General features: G+C 33.6%; 15 protein-coding genes and 3 tRNA genes. 15 read left to right on the forward strand and 3 right to left on the reverse strand.

Going from position 1 to position 19039, the window contains the following annotated elements:
• Positions 1 to 33 precede the first annotated feature (33 nt).
• Genes cobS through brnQ form a run of 4 tightly spaced genes read left to right on the forward strand, consistent with a single transcriptional unit; the run spans position 34 to position 6684 of the window.
• A complete protein-coding gene (gene cobS / locus Q5I67_RS06210; RefSeq protein ID WP_302486733.1) occupies positions 34 to 828 on the forward strand; it encodes an adenosylcobinamide-GDP ribazoletransferase in 795 nt (264 codons plus the stop codon).
• Positions 829 to 866: 38 nt separating this feature from the next.
• Positions 867 to 1505, forward strand: coding sequence for an alpha-ribazole phosphatase (gene cobC, locus Q5I67_RS06215; RefSeq protein ID WP_302486734.1), 639 nt, complete (start codon positions 867 to 869; stop codon positions 1503 to 1505).
• Between the two features lie 15 nt (positions 1506 to 1520).
• On the forward strand, positions 1521 to 5300 hold the full coding sequence (locus tag Q5I67_RS06220) for a PolC-type DNA polymerase III (RefSeq protein ID WP_302486735.1): 3780 nt from the start codon (positions 1521 to 1523) through the stop codon (positions 5298 to 5300).
• A gap of 40 nt (positions 5301 to 5340) precedes the next feature.
• On the forward strand, positions 5341 to 6684 hold the full coding sequence (gene brnQ / locus Q5I67_RS06225) for a branched-chain amino acid transport system II carrier protein (protein WP_302486736.1): 1344 nt from the start codon (positions 5341 to 5343) through the stop codon (positions 6682 to 6684).
• 38 nt (positions 6685 to 6722) lie between these two features.
• Here brnQ and Q5I67_RS06230 read toward each other — a convergent pair whose 3' ends face one another.
• Positions 6723 to 7850: an acyltransferase gene (locus tag Q5I67_RS06230; protein WP_302486737.1), complete on the reverse strand. Its 1128-nt coding sequence runs from the start codon at positions 7848 to 7850 to the stop codon at positions 6723 to 6725.
• Between the two features lie 266 nt (positions 7851 to 8116).
• On the opposite strand from Q5I67_RS06230, the gene dnaG reads away from it, so the two are divergent.
• From dnaG to Q5I67_RS06285, 11 genes are all read left to right on the forward strand, one after another.
• Positions 8117 to 9931: a DNA primase gene (gene dnaG / locus Q5I67_RS06235; protein WP_302486738.1), complete on the forward strand. Its 1815-nt coding sequence runs from the start codon at positions 8117 to 8119 to the stop codon at positions 9929 to 9931.
• An 82-nt stretch (positions 9932 to 10013) separates the two neighbouring features.
• The gene (gene rpoD, locus Q5I67_RS06240) at positions 10014 to 11150 is read left to right on the forward strand and encodes an RNA polymerase sigma factor RpoD (RefSeq protein ID WP_296897785.1); all 1137 of its coding nucleotides are present in this window, start codon (positions 10014 to 10016) and stop codon (positions 11148 to 11150) included.
• Positions 11151 to 11275: 125 nt separating this feature from the next.
• A tRNA-Asn gene (locus Q5I67_RS06245) sits at positions 11276 to 11351 on the forward strand.
• Between the two features lie 22 nt (positions 11352 to 11373).
• Positions 11374 to 11449 (forward strand) — tRNA-Asn (locus tag Q5I67_RS06250).
• A 10-nt stretch (positions 11450 to 11459) separates the two neighbouring features.
• Positions 11460 to 11534, forward strand: a tRNA-Ile gene (locus Q5I67_RS06255).
• Positions 11535 to 11724: 190 nt separating this feature from the next.
• Entirely contained in the window at positions 11725 to 12129 is a 405-nt protein-coding gene (locus Q5I67_RS06260; protein ID WP_302486739.1) for a divergent PAP2 family protein, read from the forward strand.
• A 134-nt stretch (positions 12130 to 12263) separates the two neighbouring features.
• Positions 12264 to 13649 (forward strand): N-acetylglucosamine-specific PTS transporter subunit IIBC, encoded by a 1386-nt coding sequence (nagE, locus tag Q5I67_RS06265; RefSeq protein ID WP_302486740.1) that lies wholly within the window; start codon positions 12264 to 12266, stop codon positions 13647 to 13649.
• Positions 13650 to 13743: 94 nt separating this feature from the next.
• Positions 13744 to 14433: a class I SAM-dependent methyltransferase gene (locus Q5I67_RS06270; RefSeq protein WP_302486741.1), complete on the forward strand. Its 690-nt coding sequence runs from the start codon at positions 13744 to 13746 to the stop codon at positions 14431 to 14433.
• Positions 14430 to 15548, forward strand: coding sequence for a Nif3-like dinuclear metal center hexameric protein (locus Q5I67_RS06275; protein WP_302486742.1), 1119 nt, complete (start codon positions 14430 to 14432; stop codon positions 15546 to 15548). Before Q5I67_RS06270 ends, Q5I67_RS06275 begins: the two co-directional genes overlap by 4 nt.
• 36 nt (positions 15549 to 15584) lie before the next feature.
• Complete coding sequence (gene thiE, locus Q5I67_RS06280) at positions 15585 to 16232, forward strand: thiamine phosphate synthase (RefSeq protein ID WP_302486743.1); 648 nt, start codon at positions 15585 to 15587, stop codon at positions 16230 to 16232.
• 41 nt (positions 16233 to 16273) lie between these two features.
• Complete coding sequence (locus Q5I67_RS06285) at positions 16274 to 16909, forward strand: sugar O-acetyltransferase (protein ID WP_302486744.1); 636 nt, start codon at positions 16274 to 16276, stop codon at positions 16907 to 16909.
• A 35-nt stretch (positions 16910 to 16944) separates the two neighbouring features.
• Here Q5I67_RS06285 and Q5I67_RS06290 read toward each other — a convergent pair whose 3' ends face one another.
• Together Q5I67_RS06290 and Q5I67_RS06295 are read right to left on the reverse strand one after the other, a co-directional pair.
• Positions 16945 to 17649 (reverse strand): GntR family transcriptional regulator, encoded by a 705-nt coding sequence (locus Q5I67_RS06290; RefSeq protein ID WP_302486745.1) that lies wholly within the window; start codon positions 17647 to 17649, stop codon positions 16945 to 16947.
• 59 nt (positions 17650 to 17708) lie between these two features.
• Positions 17709 to 18941: an MFS transporter gene (locus tag Q5I67_RS06295; RefSeq protein WP_204965309.1), complete on the reverse strand. Its 1233-nt coding sequence runs from the start codon at positions 18939 to 18941 to the stop codon at positions 17709 to 17711.
• Positions 18942 to 19039 lie beyond the last annotated feature (98 nt).

Below are 19039 nucleotides of genomic sequence, written 5' to 3' on the forward strand. Positions count from 1 at the left end.
CGAACATATTATTTTTAAGGAGGTATTTTATTTGTGAATGATTTTTTATTAGGTTTGCAATTTTTAACACGTATCACTATCAAGAAAAATCTGGATTGGTCAGAAAAAGCTTGTGGCGGTAGTGTTAAATTTTTTCCTTTAATTGGTGTGATTTTAGGTATAATATATGTTCTAGTGGGTTATGTGGTATATTATTTATTACCTAGTTTTAACATTCATCTATCAGAGCATCTAATAGGGTTCATCTTTTTAATTTGCAATATCTTTTTGACGGGAGCTCTTCACTGCGATGGTTTCACTGATACAATGGACGGAATTTTATCAGGCAGAAAACGCGAACGCATCTTAGAAATCATGAAAGATAGCCGTGTAGGAGCTCATGGTGCTACTTGTCTGATTTTAATTTTAATTGGTAAATACACTATGTTTACTGATTTACTGGTCAGTCAAAATACTTTTGATACTCATATTCAACTTTTCAATGCTTTGATTGCTTTATTTTTAATGCCTGTTATCGCTCGCTGTTGCATGAGTATCGCTGTAGTCAATTTTCCTTATGCACGCAAAGAAGGTCTTGGTAAAGCTTTCCATGAATACTCTTCTCCCAAAAGTATGTTTATGGCTTTTATTTTCACGCTCATACTTTCTTTAGCTTTAGGAATTACTGCTACTGTTACTTTTATTTTAACTACAATTATCATGTATTTATTTAATCGTTACGTTTCTAATTTATTAGGTGGCTTAACCGGTGATGTATACGGGGCTACTGCTGAATTAGGAGAATTAGTAGTATTATTTATTTTTGTTTTAGCACAAGCTTTTGTATAATTATATGATTTTATTTTAATTTTTAAGGAGGACTTTCTTTGACTAAGCTTATTTTAGTTCGCCATGGTAGAACACTTTGGAACAGTTCAGGAAAATTTCAAGGACAATCTGATGTTGAATTATCCGAGGAAGGGATTTCACAAGCTAAAAAATTAGCTGAAAATTTTCCTGTCGCTCATATAGATAGAGTATATAGCAGTAATCTACAACGTGCTTACGTCACTGGAGAAATAATCGCTAATAAATTTAACGTACCTATCATCAAAGATGAACGTCTTCGTGAAGTATGCTTCGGCTCTTGGGAAGGTCTTACTTATGATGAAATTCATGAAAAATGGCCTAAAGAAATCGAAACCATGTTTTCTACTCCAGATGTTTTAACCATGCCAAATGGTGAATCTTTTGCCCAAGTACAAAAACGAGGTGTTGAAGCTTTATTGGATATCGTGCATAAACACCCTGATGAAACTATTGCCATTACAGCTCATGGTGGAATTTTACGCACTTTACTTGCTTATGCTTTGCATATGCCACTTCGCTATATTTGGACTTTAAGACAAGATAACACCGCTGTAAATATCGTTACTTTTTATGGCGATAAAATCAATGTTGAGTTATTAAATAGCACAGCACATCTTAGCCTTACACAATTGCCAAAATTAGGTCGTTTTTCTTAATTAACGAGGTTTATTATGACAAAAAAATATCTTATTTTACCTCAAAATGGTGGCGATAAATTTCGTCAGCTTCTTGCTTCTATGCCCGGAACAGCTCAAGAACAAAAAATCATGCAAGAAGCTACTATTAAACATGTAGAAATTGATGTAAATAACAATTCATGGGAAATCCTCATGCAAACTTACAATGGTATACCTGATGAATTATTAACCAAAGCTTCGTCATATATCTCGCAAAGATGCAATATTCCTACAGTTATCTTTTATCAAGACATCGTTGACTTACCACAGGAAGTGACTCGTCATTGGCCAATCATTGTTCAAAATGCAGCCAATGGCAATCCCACTTTATTTACACTATTAAATCAAGCAACTCATAGTGTCGATGGTAATAAAATCATGATTGACTTCAAAGGCGATCATGTCGAAGAAATATTGCGTTCTCACAATCTTGAAGAAACCATCTCTCAAGCAGTGCAAGCTATGGTTCATTGTCCCTGTCATGTTATTTGTCGCATTGAACCACAACAAACTTCTAATTTAAATAATAACAATACTAATGCTCTAGCTGATTTTGACCCTGAATCATATCTTCGTCAACTTCAACAACAAGCTAAAACACAAAATCATACTAATAATAAAAATACTACTCCTTCACATACTGCAAATAATAATGATAACTCTGCTCCAAAATTCCGTCGTAAAAGCGAACGCAAATTAATGATTGATAATATTCCTGAAGAACATATTGAAATCACAAGTATTGATGGTGAAATGAGAAATATCGTTCTACGCGGTCGTATTTTCAATATCAACAGTCGTGAATTCAATACGGGAACTAATCTTTTAACTTTTGATCTAGCTGATGAATCTGATGGTATTTCTTGTAAAGTATTCTTAAAAAATAAAGAAGACTTTGAAGAAGTGATGTCCGCTCTGAAAAAAGCTGATATTGTCAAAATAAAAGGCTCTATTCGTTTTGATTCCTATCTCAATGACTATGTAATGATGCCACTTAATATTTGTCTATCAGAATTGCCCAAAAGAGAAGATAGAGCTATCGAAAAACGTGTAGAATTGCACGCTCATACACATATGAGCAATATGGATGCTGTTGTATCTGCCAAAGATTTGATTGCTACTGCCGCTCGCTGGGGCTGGCCTGCTATCGCTATCACTGATCATGGTGTAGTCCAAGCATTTCCTGAAGCGATGAAAGCTGCTAAAGATAATAAAATAAAGGTAATCTATGGTATCGAAGGCTATCTAACAGGCGATGATTATCAACAGCGAAGAGCTAATCATATCATCATGTTAGCCAAAAATTCTATCGGTCTTAGAAATATTTATCGAATGGTATCTTTATCTCATTTAAAATATCTCTACAAAGCAAGACCTAGATTACCAAAAAAAATCATCTCGGAATTACGTGAAGGGGTAATCATCGGTTCTGCTTGTGAAGCAGGAGAATTAATCAGAGCTATTGTAAACAAAGAAAGCGATGAAAAATTACTTGAAATCGCCAGCTTCTATGATTATCTTGAAATCCAACCAATTGGCAATAATGCCTTTTTAATTCGCAATGAAAATTTCCCTGAAGTACAAACTGATGAAGATTTAATTAAAATCAATCTAAAAGTTGCTGAGCTTGCCAAAAAATTAAATAAGATGCTCATAGCTACTTGTGACGTTCATTTCTTAAATGCTAAAGATAGTATTTATCGTGCCATCTTAATGAAAGGCAAAGGTTTTGACGATGCTGAAAAGCAACCGCCATTATATCTTCGTACAACAGATGAAATGCTTAAAGAATTCAGCTATTTAGGTGAAGAATTAGCCTATGAAGCAGTTGTTACTAATCCACGTAAAATAGCAGATATGGTAGAAGTCTTCAAGCCTATCCCTGATGAATTATATTCACCTATGATACCGGGAGCTGACCAAGAAATTCACGATATGTCCTATGCCAAAGCCCGTGAATTATACGGTGAAAATCTGCCCAAAGTAGTACAAGACCGCTTAGAACTAGAATTAAATTCCATCATTGGTCATGGTTTTGCCGTACTTTATTTAATCGCTCACAAACTAGTAAAAAAATCACTTGATGATGGCTATCTCGTTGGCTCTAGGGGTTCAGTTGGTTCTTCATTTGTCGCTACTATGACTAATATCACTGAAGTAAATCCTCTGCCACCACATTGGCGTTGTCCTCATTGTCGCCATAGCGAATTTGTTGAAGATGGTACTTATGGCTGTGGTTTTGATATGCCAGATAAAGAATGCCCTTATTGCGGTACAAAAATGATTAAAGATGGTCATGATATCCCATTTGCTGTATTTATGGGATTTGATGGCGATAAAGTTCCTGATATTGACTTAAACTTCTCGGGAGATTATCAACCAGTTGCTCATAAATACACTGAAGAATTATTCGGCAAAGACAATGTTTTCCGTGCTGGAACTATCGCCACTGTAGCTGATAAAACAGCTTATGGTTATGTAAAAAAATTCTTTGATGAAAAAGGCATCAAAAAGCGTGATGCTTATATCAACAGCCTTGTAAATGGTTGTACTGGTGTAAAACGCACTACAGGGCAACATCCTGGTGGTATTATGGTTATTCCACGCAATATGGACGTTCACCATTTCACACCAATTCAAAGACCTGCTGATGATACTACAACAAATACCATCACTACACATTTTGATTATCACTCTATCAGTAGCCGTCTAGTAAAATTAGATATACTTGGCCACGATGATCCTACAGTAATAAAAATGCTTGAAAATATAACTCATCGCGACCCTAGAACTATTCCTTTTGATGATCCAGCTACCATGAGTATCTTCTCTTCCACCGAAGCACTCGGTGTAACACCAGAAGAACTAGGTGCTACATCTGGTACATTTGGTATCCCTGAATTTAGAACACCATTCACACGTCAAATGCTCGATGATACTAAACCTAAAAAATTCAGTGATTTAGTGCGTATCAGTGGATTTTCTCATGGTACTAACGTATGGCTTGAAAATGCTCAAGACTTGATCACCTCAGGAACTTGCACTGTTTCTGATGCGATTTCTTGCCGTGATGATATCATGATGCATTTAATTCACAGTGGTATTGATCCATTATTTTCCTTTAAAACTATGGAAAAAGTGCGTAAAGGTAAAGGACTCAGCGAAGATGATATTAAAGTCATGAAAGATGGCGGTATCCCTCAGTGGTATATTGATTCTTGTCTAAAAATAAAATATCTCTTCCCACGTGCTCATGCCACAGCTTATGTTATGATGGCATATCGCATAGCCTTCTGCAAAGTTCACTATCCACTTGCCTTTTATGCCGCTTATTTCTCTATTCGTGCTGCCGAATTTGATGCAGATATTATCTCTAAAGGTAAATTAGCCGTGCGAGATAAACTCGATGAAATCATTGAACTTGAAAAACAGAAAAAATTATCCGTAAAAGATAAAGGCTTCCAAGTCGTCTTAGAACTTGCTTGGGAAATGTATCTTCGTGGTTTCTCTGTAGAAAAAGTAGACCTTTATAAATCAAATGCGGATAAATTCATCTTACATGAAAAATCACTATTACCACCATTTACTGCCCTTACTGGCATCAGTACCATGGCTGCAAACAATATTGTTCAAGCTCGCCTTGAGGGCGAATTCACCTCTATTGATGACCTCAAAAAACGTGCCAGTCTATCTACGCCAATTATTGAACGTTTGCGTGAACATGGTTGCTTAAATGGTCTCCAAGAAAGTGATCAACTTTCCTTATTCAGTTAAACAATAAAATTAAATAAAGACAAATCAGAAAGGATTTATCATGAAACGAACTCTTTCACTTTCCCAATATATTTTAGTTGGGTCTATGTTATTTGGTTTGTTCTTTGGTGCAGGAAATTTAATATTTCCTGTACACTTAGGACAAGCAGCAGGCAGTAATGTCTTAATGGCTAATATCGGCTTTATGCTCACTGCTATCGGTCTTCCTTTTTTAGGTATTATTGCTATGGGTATATCTCGCAGTGAAGGTCTTTTTGATTTAGCTAGTCGCATTAATAAGCCTTATGCCCATTTTATAACTGTACTTTTATATCTCACGATCGGGCCTGCTTTCGCTATTCCACGTACAGCAGCTGTTTCTTATGAAATTGGTTTATCCAGTCATATTGATGCTTCTATGCAAACAATTTATTTAGCAATTTTTTCACTTATTTTCTTCGTTTTAGCTTTAGCTTTCGCTTTAAAACCTGGAAAAATCCTTACTTGGATCGGTAAAATCTTAAATCCACTCTTTTTAATATTTATCGCGATTTTAATGGTAACAGCTATAATCAATCCGATGGGCTCACCTTCTGCCATGCCTGTACAGGAAGCATATCAACAAGAAGCATTCTTTAAAGGCTTTACTGAAGGTTATAACACTATGGATGCTTTAGCTTCCCTTGCTTTTGGTATCATCGTTATTCATACACTTCATGATTTAGGACTGAAAAATCCTAAAGATGTTGCTTATGGCACTTTAAAAGCTGGTATTGTTGTCTTAATTCTCATGGGTATTATCTACAGCTTTCTAGCTTATATCGGAGCTTGTAGTTTAGGACAATTTGCTTTATCTGATAATGGCGGTATTGCTCTTGCTCAAATCTCCACATATTATTTTGGTTCATTTGGTCATATCCTTTTAGCCCTCACAGTTACTGTAGCTTGCTTAAAAACTTCCATTGGTCTTATCACTGCTTGTTCTACTACATTTAGTGAATTATATCCACATTCTTTTAGCTACAAAACATATGCTTTTATCTTTACTATTGTTTCCTTCTTAATTGCTAATGTTGGTTTAACTAGTATTATTTTCTTAGCTATTCCAATTCTCATGTTATTATATCCACTAGCTATAACACTCATCTTCTTAGCATTCATCAGTGCAATTTTTGGCTATCATCGTTATGTATACTCTGTAACGACGCTATTCACTTTATTTGCAGCTATCGGTGATATGTTAAACGCCCTACCTTTTGGATTAAATAACACCGCCACTATTAGTGCTATTATCGAAGTATATAAAAATACTTTGCCATTTTTTGATATGGGTATGGGCTGGATTGTTCCTGCTCTTATCGGTCTAATCATTGGCGTCATTATCTCTTTTATCAAAAAAGATTAAAAAAAATGCGGTAACACAAATAAGTGTTACCGCTTTTCTTATTTTTTAGGATAAACGCCTATAGTCAATTCATTTAATCTTGGATATTTTGTATTGCCAAGCTTTCTAAATACTATAGCTACGATTAAAGTAAATAATACTACTAATACATAAAAAATCATAGAATTAACAGCTGTCATAACTATATTAAACTTTGCCATAAATAAAGCTAAATAAGTGATTGCTATAGGATGAGCTAAATATACAAAATATGAATGTCTACCTAATAGAGAAAATAAACTCGTTCCTATCTTAGCTAAAAATCCATATTGAAATTCTGCAAATAAATATAAACTTGCACCTAAAGTATAAACAAGGCCAGCTGGAGATAATTGATGAGCTGTATTTATTGCTCCTTCTGGAGAATAGCCATTATAGTAAATACAATAATAATAATATGCTAATAAACCAATCAGACTTATAAAACCAAAAGCTCTTAATTTATTTAAATTATCTCTCATGAAAATTTTAAATTCATCATAATGTACAGATACATATCCACCTAATAAAAAGATAAATACATAATGTATTACCCAATAATTTAAACGATACATAAAAATAGCTTTAACTATTTCATTTTGCATACCATATGGATTCAGCAAAAAGCTTGAATAATAATCTACTGCCATTTGAAAAACAAATAAAACTGCCAATAATACAAGATTTAATCTTTTTACTATAAAAATCCAAAGTGGCATTAAAGCATAGAACCAAACTAATAAAACCATAAAATACAATTGATAACATGCTAAACCAAAAAATAAAATGCCAATTAAATTCAATGGATGAAGTAAATACAATGTTTGATTTGTCACTGTATAATGCAAAATATAAAAGACAGACCAAACAAGATATGGAATTAATACTGTTTTAAATCTTCGCTTCATAAAATTTTTATAATTAAATTTATCATCTAAATCTAAATTATAAAATAGACCAAAAGCGGAGATAAAGAAAAAAATCGGTACTGAAAATCTCGTTACAATTTCATATAAAGCCAATAATTGTAAATTAGGCGTGGGATTATTCATCAAGTATTGTGAACCCACATGTATACCAACTACACCTAACATGGATATTCCTCGCATATATTCAATAGCTGGCACTCTCTCTTTTTTCATACTCACATGAATACCTCTTTTATTATTTATTTTTATTCATCATAGCAAATCCCTTCTCAAAATACAATAACTACCATATAATACACTAATAAAGCAGGATATTTAACCATACGTATTGAATACTATAGGTAAAGTCTCTAAAATGTAAATGCAAAAAATTTTTAAATAAAATTTAAAAATAAAGCAGGATTTATATAATTCTATGTAGAATGTATTTACGTTATGGCAAAAATCATCTATAATTAAATAGTTTTATTGAAAGGTGAGTTTATATGCGTACACAAAACTTGCATGATGATTTTGTTGAACAAGTTCGTTCATCTTCAGATATATTATCTGTCATCTCAAGTTATGTTCATCTCAAAAAACGAGGTAATCGCTATTGGGGTTGTTGCCCCTTTCACAATGAAAAAACGCCTTCATTTTCTGTAGTTCCCCAACAGGGATTTTTTTATTGCTTCGGCTGCCATGCCGGTGGCAATTTATTTAAATTTATATCTTTGATAGAAAATATTTCTTATTATGAAGCCATAAAACTTCAAGCTCAAAGATTAAATATCCCTATACCGACTACGAAAAAAAGTGCTGACGAACTCAAACAAGAACAAATAAAAGATTCATTGTTTAAAATACATGAAATGGCGGGTTCTTTTTTTCATAATTGTTTAACTCGTACCTCTCTTGGAGAAGCTGGTAGAATATACTTTTCTTCTCGCCAAATAAATTCAGATATAATTACAAAATTTAAACTTGGCTTTGCACCTAACCTTTGGGATAAACTATTTACCTCTTTTACTAAACGAGGCATTACTAAAGAGTTACTTGCTAAAGCAGGTCTAATCACCATAAAAGATTCTGGTAAAGCATATGACAGATTTCGTAACCGCATTATCATTCCTATCATGAATGAACATGGGCAAATCTGTGGTTTTGGTGGTAGAATTATTAATCCGAATGATTCTCCAAAATATTTAAATTCACCAGAAACACTTATTTTTAATAAGAGACATTTACTATTTGGATTAGATCATGCACAAAAATCAATAAAAGAACATAACTTCAGTATTGTTGTTGAAGGTTATATGGATGCTATCGCATTACATAGTCATAATATTACTAATGCCGTAGCATCATTGGGTACTGCATTCACAGCTCAACAATGTAGAAAAATCCTTCGCTTTTCACCAAATATTTATTTTTGCTACGATAGTGATAATGCTGGCCAAGCTGCTACTATGCGAGCTTTGGCTATCGCTAGTAGTAATGGTGCCAATGTCAAAGTCATCACCATTCCTGACGGCAAAGATCCTGATGAATTTTTACGTCATCATGACAGCAAGGATTTTTATGCATTAATTGATAAAGCTCTTCCGCTAATGGAATATCAATTGCAATATGTATTAAAATCAACTGACCGCAATACTTTAGAAGGAAAGCTTTTAGCAGTCAACCAATTAATGCCACTTTTAGCTAATATTACAAACACTGTTGAACGCAATGAATATATTATTCGCATATCAAATGTTTTAGGCATAGATGAAGGCGTTATTCGCAGTGATTTGCAAAGACAAAATTCACAAAAAAATTTCAATGCATATGATATCTCTACAGATAACCTTCCTGGTATAAATTCTCGCAAGGCTATTCCTGAAAAAAAAGATGCACTAACTAGGGCAGGAAGATGCATTATAAAAAAAATTTGGCATGAAGCTAGTGTTTTAGATTATGTATTAAATCTCATACCAGCTGAAGAATTTCCTAATAAAATACATGGTGAAATTCTCAACTATTTGGCAAATACTCTTGCCAATAATCAACCTTTTACAGATATCGATGCTGCTGAAAAATTAAGCGATACTGCTTATAGTGAACTTTCACACTGTTTAGTTGAGGAATCTACAACTGATGATGACACCCAGCTCACTGAAGATTGTCTAAAACTTTTACGTCGTTATTATCTAAATAGTAATTATGAAAAACATCGCCTTTTAGCAGATGAATTACAACGAAATGGCGACAATAGATTTTTAGAAGAATTAAAAATTAGTCAACAAATACGAATGGAAATGGATAATTTATCCTCGTAAAACTCCTATAAATCTGGAGACATACGCCCTATATTAATCGCTAAAAAGCGTAAATAATCATTTTAAGAGGAGGCATGTAATAATGGCTCAATCCAAAAAAACTGTAAAAGCCGTTAAAGATACTAATGCAGCTGCTGCTGCCAGCTTAGATGCAATCAGTAAGTTATTAGATAAAGGTAAAAAAACTGGCGTTTTAACTTACAATGAAATTATGGAATCCCTTCAATCAGTCGACATGTCACCAGATGAAATAGACGAATTATACGATACATTCACCAAACGTGGTATTGACATCATTGATAATGGCAATGACATGGGACCTGATGATGATTCCAATATAAAAGATGATGAGGACGATATTGATATCGACCTTAGTATTCCAGAAGGTATCAATATTGATGACCCTGTAAGAATGTATCTTAAAGAAATTGGTCGTGTTCCATTATTATCCGCTGATGAAGAAATAAAATTAGCTAAACGTATGGAAGATGGTGACCTTGAAGCTCAAAAACGCCTAGCAGAAGCAAACTTACGTCTTGTTGTAAGTATTGCTAAACGTTATGTTGGTCGCGGCATGCTCTTTTTAGATTTAATTCAAGAAGGTAATTTAGGTTTAATTAAAGCTGTTGAAAAATTCGATTATAATAAAGGCTACAAATTCAGTACTTATGCTACATGGTGGATTCGTCAAGCCATTACTCGTGCTATTGCAGACCAAGCTCGTACTATTCGTATTCCTGTTCACATGGTCGAAACTATCAATAAATTAATTCGCGTATCTCGTCAACTTCTTCAATCCTTAGGACGTGAACCTAGTCCTGAAGAAATTGCAAAAGAAATGGATGTAAGTGTAGATCGTGTTCGTGAAATCATGAAAATAGCCCAAGAACCTGTATCATTAGAAACACCTATCGGTGAAGAAGAAGATTCTCATCTCGGCGATTTCATCGAAGATCATGATGCTCCAGCTCCAGCAGAAGCTGCTTCATTCGTTCTCTTAAAAGAACAATTAGAAGATGTTCTTGATACATTAACTGAACGTGAAGAAAAAGTTCTTCGCCTTCGCTTTGGTTTAGACGATGGTCGTGCTCGTACCCTCGAAGAAGTTGGTCAAAACTTTGGCGTAACTCGTGAACGTATTCGTCAGATTGAAGCTAAAGCTCTTCGCAAACTTCGTCATCCTAGTCGCAGTAAAAAATTAAAAGACTTTTTAGAATAAGCAACTAAAAGCCTATTTATTATATATATAAATAGGCTTTTAAATTTTTTATAAAAAAGTTTTAAAAAAGTGTTGACAATATACTAAATAATGTATTATAATAATTTCCGTTGGTGATGAGACATTCCTCGATAGCTCAGTTGGTAGAGCAATCGGCTGTTAACCGATCGGTCGTAGGTTCGAGTCCTACTCGAGGAGCCATTTTCTAACAAAACTGTAAGATTCCTTGATAGCTCAGTTGGTAGAGCAATCGGCTGTTAACCGATCGGTCGTAGGTTCGAGTCCTACTCAAGGAGCCATTTTTATTTTGGGCCTATAGCTCAGCGGTAGAGCCCCCGGCTCATAACCGGTTGGTCCCTGGTTCGAATCCAGGTGGGCCCACCACTTAATAAAGATGATAAACTTCCATAGAAATATGGAAGTTTTTTTGTTTTATAAATAAATTTATTAAATAAACTAAACTAGATTATTTTATAATCTAGTTTTTTTATTTTACATAAATATGATTTTGTTTAAATTAAATCTTTGCTATAATTTAATTATCTTATTATTTTTTAGAAATCCAGGTGATTTTATGCAATCTTGTATGATTTTAGTTCCTTTTATCGGTTGGCTTGTAGCAGTTATCATAAAATTTATAACTAATTATATTTACTATTCTACGCTAGATTTGAAATTATCTTTCAGTAATGGTGGTTTTCCCAGTGTACATACAGCCACAATAATAACTACAACAACTTATATCGGCCTTTATGATAATTTTAATTCTCCACTATTCATATTGGCAGTAACCCTAGCTTTTATTGTAATGATTGACGCTACTCATCTACGCCGTTCTCTAGGAAAACACGCTTCTATACTCAATCATTTAACAGGAAAAACCGACTTGCATGAAAAAGAAGGCCATACGTATTTCCAAGTCATAAGTGGTGCTATCATTGGTATCGCTACAGGATATATCCTTTATTGTTTCTTTTAAAATTGTAACATTGACGTGAAATAAAATTTATAGTATATTAAAAGCAAATAAAAGTTGTTTTCAATATATAATAAATTTTATTTATTAAGAAAATTTTAACTTTTATATTTATAAAATTAGGAGGGGATATTATTATGTCCAGTTGGTTTTCCAAACTTCAAGCTGTAGGTAAAGCGTTAATGCTTCCTGTTGCCGTTCTTCCTGCTGCCGCTCTTTTACTTCGTTTAGGAGCACCTGATGTCTTCGACATTCCATTTATTACTCAAGCAGGTGGTGCTGTTTTCAATAATTTAGCACTTATTTTTGCCGTTGGTATCGCTGTTGGCTTAGCTAAAGATAACAATGGTGCGGCAGGTCTTGCTGGGGTTATTGGCTATTTAGTATTAACAGAAGCACTCAAAGCTATCGATAAAGATTTAAATATGGGTGTTCTCGCTGGTGTTATTGTTGGTATTATTTCTGGCGTACTTTATAACAAATTCTATAATATTAAATTACCTGAGTTTTTAGGTTTCTTCTCTGGTAGACGTTTCGTTCCGATCGTTACTGCTGCAACATTTGTTGTTTTAGCTCTTATTTTTGGTATTATTTGGGGTCCTATTCAGAACTTTATTCATGGCATCGGTGAATGGATCGTAGGTGCTGGTGCTGCTGGTGCATTCGTTTATGGTGTATTAAACCGTTTACTCATTCCTGTTGGTCTTCATCACATTCTCAATTCTCTTGTTTGGTTCGTATTTGGTTCTTATACAAATCCTGAAACAGGTGTTACTGCAACAGGTGATTTAAACCGTTTCTTCGCTGGCGATCCAACTGCTGGTGTATTCATGGCTGGTTTCTACTTTATCTTTATGTTCGGTGTTCCTGCTATCGCACTTGCTATGTATAGTGCTGCCAAACCAGAAAATAAACCAAAAGTTGCTGGTATGATGTTCTCCATCGCTTTCACAGCTTTCTTAACTGGTATCACTGAACCTGTAGAATTCACTTTCATGTTCTTAGCTCCTGTTCTTTATGCATTCCATGCTGTTATGACAGGTATTGCTCTTGCAGTTGCTAATATGTTTGGTATTTTACATGGCTTTGGTTTCTCTGCTGGTCTTATCGACTATGTATTAAACTATGGTCTTGCAACTAAACCTATCTTAATCATTCCAATCGGTTTAGTATTTGGTATCATTTACTTCATCGTTTTCAGATGGGCAATCGTTCACTTCGACCTTCCAACTCCTGGTCGTTTTGAAAATGAATCTGACAATGAAGCTATTGAAAATGCTAACCCAGATGAATTAGCTCAATCCTTTATCGATAAATTAGGTGGTGCTGATAACTTAACTACTATCAGCTCTTGCATCACTCGTTTACGTTTAAATGTTAAAGATATTGATAAAATCGATGAAGCTGGTCTTAAAGCTCTAGGTGCTGCTGGTGTTATCAAAAAAGGAAATAGCGTTCAAGTAATTGTTGGTACAAAAGCTGAAGCTGTTGCTGACGATATGAAAAAAATCGCTAAAAAATAATTAAATATTAATAAAAAGCTGGTTCAATATAGAACCAGCTTTTTTTGTATCTATTATCATGATATCATATATTTAATCAATTTATTTTAAGGAGATGATTTTTTTGTCTTTAGGTGCTAGATTACAAACTGTAACAAAGTTCGTGCCTCATGGTAGTGTCATTGCTGATATTGGCACTGACCATGGTTATTTACCTATAGAATTAGTAAAAACTGGAAAATGTTGTAAAGCAATCGCTGGTGATGTAAATGAAGGCCCTTATTTAGCAGCCAAACGTTCTGTACGCAATGCTTCATTGATGAATAAAATCGATATTCGTTTAGGTAGTGGTTTAGAAATTCTTCAACCTAACGAAGTAGATATTGCTATATTTTGTGGTATGGGCGGAAATCTAATGGTTCAATTATTACAAGATTGCCCTGAAATTGTAAATTCTTTAAAAGGTTTAATCTTACAACCACAACAAGGATTTACTGCTCTTAGAAAATATCTTTACAGCATAGATTGGCATATCGAAAATGAAGCTATAGCCAAAGAAGATGGTCGCATTTATCAAATAATTTATGCTAAACCTGGAAAACAAGCTTTACCAACTGAACTTGAGCTTGAAATAGGGCCTATATTAAATCGCACTAGACCTACTTTATTTAAAGAAATGATTGCTGAATTTATCGCCAAAGCCAATCGCAGTTTAAACGGCATGGCAAAATCTGAGACTGCTAAAAATACTGCACATTATCATCAATTACAAACTTATGTAAAAGCTTTGGAGGAATTATTATGATTAAATGTCAAGTTGTAGTTGAAGCTATGGATAGACTTGCCCCACGTTACCTCGCTGAAAATTGGGATAATGTAGGTCTTTTAATCGGTAATCCTGCTCAAGAAATCACTAAAATTTTGACTTGCTTAGATGTTACAGAAAAAGTAATTGATAAAGCTATCTGTGAAAATTATAATATGATAATTTCTCACCACCCATTTTTATTTAAAGGTATAAAAAAAATTGCTACTGATAAACCTCTTGGTAGAATGCTTCAAAAAATTCTCAGTAACAACATCGCTATCTTTGCTGCTCATACAAATTTAGATACTACCTATGGTGGTGTAAATGATGTTTTAGCTCAAAAACTTCAACTCACAGAAGTAAAACCACTTACTATTTCTTATCGTGAAGAAATTTTAAAATTAGGAGTCAATGTTCCTAGCGATTATGCTGATGCTGTTCGTGAAGCTTTAGCTAAAGCGGGAGCAGGTGCTATCGATAATTATAGTGATTGCTCCTTCACTTATAATGGCACAGGATATTTTAAGCCTCTTGAAAATTCCAATCCTTTTATCGGTCAACAAAATAAATTATCCAATGTGCAAGAAGTTCGCATAGAAACCATTTTACCTAGCAAAATAAAAAATCGCGTGATTAAAGCTATGTTAAAAGCTCACCCTTATGAAGTTCCTGCTTGGGATATCATTCCTACAGAAAATGTTTATCACGAAAATGGACTTGGTCGCATTGGTAAACTCGCTGAGCCTATCACACTTGATGAATTTGCTCAACGCATAAAACAAAGTCTTCCTGGTGATACTTTCCGCTATGTAAAAGGAAATGACAAATTAGTAAAAAAAGTAGCCCTTTGTTCTGGTGCCGGTGTTGAATTTTTAGATAAAGCTGCTATGCAAGGTGCTGACACTTATATAACAGGTGATGTTAAATATCACGAAGCACAACATGCACAAGAATTAGGTATAAATATCATTGATGCAGGTCATTTTGGCACAGAATTGCCTATAGTTGAAACTTTAGCTCAATATTTACAAGCAGAAAATATTAAACAAAAATGGCAAATAACAATCACTGCTGATAATGATGCAACAGATATTTTCACTACTATAAAATAAAAAATAAAATTCTATATTTAGAAAAGAGGTCTTTCCATGCGTAAAGGAATGGAACATTTTATCAATAATCCCATCTATACTATAACTGCTGAAGCATTATCTAATGGACGAGATAATATAGAAGTTGTAGGTAAAATGCTCGAAGCTGGCATTAAATTTATCCAATATCGTGAAAAAGAAAAACCTGCTCTTGAACGTTATCATGAATGCATGCAATTAGTAAAGATGACTAAAGAAGCTGGTGCTATATTCATCATTGATGATTTTGTTGACCTTGCTATGGCTGTAAACGCTGATGGAGTGCATATCGGTCAAACCGATTTGCCACCTCAAGTAGTACGTCAATTAATCGGTGATGATAAAATCTTAGGGCTTTCTACTCATGAAGAAGCCCATCTTCAAAAAGCAAACGAACTTGGTGATATCATTGACTATATTGGTGTAGGCCCTGTCTATGCGACACAGACAAAAAAAGATGCTATACCTGTTGGTTTTTCCTATGTAGATTACGCTAGTAAATATGCTAAACATCCATTTGTGGCTATCGGTGGCATTAAAGAACATAATATCTGTGATGTTGCTTCTCATGGTGCTAAGACTTTTGCTATCGTTTCTGAAATTGTCGGTGCTGATGATATCGTAAATAAGATAAAATCCATTGAAAATACATTAAAAAATCGATGATAATTTAAATTAATTTTAACAATAGAAAGCGAGCTGATTACATGCGTTTAGAAGAACAAATGAAGTCTGGTCTACTTTATCGTGAATATGGTCATAAAGATCCAGTTGACCAAGAATACGAAAAAATTATTGAAAAACAACGTGTCAATGCTAAGGAAATGATGTACGATTTCAACCTCACTCGTCCTAGTGATATGGAAACTAGAACTAAAATTCTCAAAGAATTATTAGGTTCTGTTGGGGATGGAATTTATCTTGAACCACCTGCACATTTTGCTTATGGCTGTAACACTCATATCGGTAAAAATTTCTATGCAAACTTTAATTTTCAAGTTGTAGATGATTGTGAAGTATTTATCGGTGATGATGTTATGTGTGGTCCAAATGTATTGCTTTGTGTAACAGGTCACCCACTAGATCCTGAATATCGTCTTGGTGGCACTCAATTCTCCTTGCCTATTCACATCGGTAACCGCGTTTGGCTTGGTGCTGGTGTAATGGTCATGCCAGGTGTTACTATAGGTGATAACTGTGTAATCGGTGCAGGTAGTATCGTAACTAAAGATATCCCAGCTAATAGCTTAGCTTATGGTTCTCCATGCAAAGTAATCCGTGAAATCGGCGAATATGATAAAAAATATTTCCGCAAAGATGTTTTAGTAAATGATTTTAAATAAAATGACAAAAGCCTTAGGTTTTCCTAAGGCTTTTTTTATAAATTAAATTTAGCCAAGATATTTCCTGCAAAAATCATTCCATGCATGCTAGAAATATCTGACTCTATCTCATCTTTAGCTACTACAGATAATCTACTTTTAAGTGCCAAATAAATAGAATAATGATACATATAAACATTTTCATTTGTATTTCGTTCAATAATCAACTGTTTATAATGATATCTATATCGTTGCAAATCAGGTTTTATACGTTTATACATTTCTGAAATATAATCATTATGTGCAGCCTTAACGATTAAATCATGAAATCGCTCATCATTTTTACAAAATAATTCATCATCAATTGGTTCATCATTGCCCTTGCGAAAGTTCAGCAAAATTTCCTTTAAACCCATAAGTTCTGCTTTTGTTATGCGTTTAGCTGCCAAATAAGCAGCTTGTCCTTCCAAAAATTTACGAGCTTCATATAGATAAAAACATTCTTGTGGACTTATCTTTCGCACCGTCAAAAACCTTTTACTGCGTCGCTCAAACCAACCATCTTTTAAAGCTCTATTAAGAGCTATATTTACAGGTGTTCTACTCACATCTAATTGCTGTGCAATCTTTGACTCAACAATCTTATCACCTGGCAATAATAAGCCCTGCATAATATCATTTTTTAAATGTTTATAAATAACGTCAGCTAATACGATAAAAGGATTTTCTTTTTTACACGCTTCAATATCTAATTTATCCATATATTTTCACCACCACAAGCATAATTTCCTTAATTATACTATATAAAGCTCATCTAAGCTTAAGAAATTGCCCTTTTCGTCTGAACTTTTAAAGCAGGGAATGTAAATACAAAAATTATATATATGCAACTACATACAATATAAAATACCATGGATAAATCCCAACCATAATATGAAAGTATAATGCTCCAAATAAAATTCAATACAGTATAAATAGTATAGCCCAATGCCCAAAACACACCGAACATAATAGTTAGTTTACGTGGGTTCATATTTGGCAATTCATGAGGAAAATTCAGATACACAGAATACTGAGAAAACATCACAAATCCGCCAATCGCAAATAAAAAGTATGCTAATCCTGGATTTATATATGCCATATACAAACCTAAAGCCATAGCAATAATCATCATAATACCATGAACTAATAAAAATGGCTTACGCTCAAAAGGTACTTTGCCAATTAAAATGCTAAATAAAGTCCCCACTATACCACCCATAGTAATTGCCAATATCATAAATTCAGCATTAAAACCATTATTGACCTGTGCAACTAATTTTACAGGTATAGATACTAAAGACATTACATATAAAAATAAAAAACCGCCAAAGCCCATAGAAAAACAATAAACAAATTTATCTGTCAATGCATCTTTATATTTATATTCCTCTTGATGATGTGTATTCTCATCATTAGGTGAAAAATCCTTTGCTAACATAGTCCATAAAACTAAAAGCAAAATACTAAATAAGCTAAATACATACATTGTATGTTGCCAATCACTAATAACCACATCTTTATATAAAAAGAAAATAATAGCTACTAAACCTGCACCAATATTATACGAAGCTGTAACTAGCGCACTTGCTATAATTTTTTCATCATTAGCTATAAATCTAGCTACTACAGTATTCATATATACCATTATCATAGAACCGCCTAATGCCATAATCATACGCGCAATAGTATATAGCCAATAATTTGTAGCAAATACAGCAACAAAAGAAAAACAAAGTAATACTAATGCTACAATACTTGCCTTTCGCGGATTTAATTTCAATAAAATATACGCTGCGACTAAGTTTGCAAAAATTCGAGCAATCGTTATCGTATAATTTATAACTTCTGAAACCATTGGCGATACTTGTTCACCATTAAAATAATGATATACAATCTTTTCAGATAAATTTGAACCTGCTACCCAATTTGAAGCAAATACTATATACGATAATAACAAGATAATAAACATCATTATTCCCTGTGATTTTTTTACATTGGTCAAAGTATTCATAATACTATTCCTTTCTTATCATAACAATTAAAACACGACCTTATCTTTAAAATTTAAACCTATAAAAATAGCGAGATTTTCTACTTAAATAAAAACCT

Origin of the sequence: uncultured Megamonas sp. (assembly GCF_958438645.1) — a bacterium.
In the GTDB taxonomy this organism is placed as follows: domain Bacteria; phylum Bacillota; class Negativicutes; order Selenomonadales; family Selenomonadaceae; genus Megamonas.

What these genes read in the sequence shown, in the direction of transcription:
- Q5I67_RS06290 (WP_302486745.1), bottom strand. Translation starts at nt 17,649, where the DNA reads ATGGATAAATTAGATATTGAAGCGTGTAAAAAAGAAAATCCTTTTATC.
- nagE (WP_302486740.1), top strand. Translation starts at nt 12,264, where the DNA reads ATGTCCAGTTGGTTTTCCAAACTTCAAGCTGTAGGTAAAGCGTTAATG.
- Q5I67_RS06295 (WP_204965309.1), bottom strand. Translation starts at nt 18,941, where the DNA reads ATGAATACTTTGACCAATGTAAAAAAATCACAGGGAATAATGATGTTT.
- Q5I67_RS06275 (WP_302486742.1), top strand. Translation starts at nt 14,430, where the DNA reads ATGATTAAATGTCAAGTTGTAGTTGAAGCTATGGATAGACTTGCCCCA.
- Q5I67_RS06260 (WP_302486739.1), top strand. Translation starts at nt 11,725, where the DNA reads ATGCAATCTTGTATGATTTTAGTTCCTTTTATCGGTTGGCTTGTAGCA.
- dnaG (WP_302486738.1), top strand. Translation starts at nt 8,117, where the DNA reads ATGCGTACACAAAACTTGCATGATGATTTTGTTGAACAAGTTCGTTCA.
- brnQ (WP_302486736.1), top strand. Translation starts at nt 5,341, where the DNA reads ATGAAACGAACTCTTTCACTTTCCCAATATATTTTAGTTGGGTCTATG.
- thiE (WP_302486743.1), top strand. Translation starts at nt 15,585, where the DNA reads ATGCGTAAAGGAATGGAACATTTTATCAATAATCCCATCTATACTATA.
- Q5I67_RS06220 (WP_302486735.1), top strand. Translation starts at nt 1,521, where the DNA reads ATGACAAAAAAATATCTTATTTTACCTCAAAATGGTGGCGATAAATTT.
- rpoD (WP_296897785.1), top strand. Translation starts at nt 10,014, where the DNA reads ATGGCTCAATCCAAAAAAACTGTAAAAGCCGTTAAAGATACTAATGCA.
- Q5I67_RS06270 (WP_302486741.1), top strand. Translation starts at nt 13,744, where the DNA reads ATGATTTTTTTGTCTTTAGGTGCTAGATTACAAACTGTAACAAAGTTC.
- Q5I67_RS06285 (WP_302486744.1), top strand. Translation starts at nt 16,274, where the DNA reads ATGCGTTTAGAAGAACAAATGAAGTCTGGTCTACTTTATCGTGAATAT.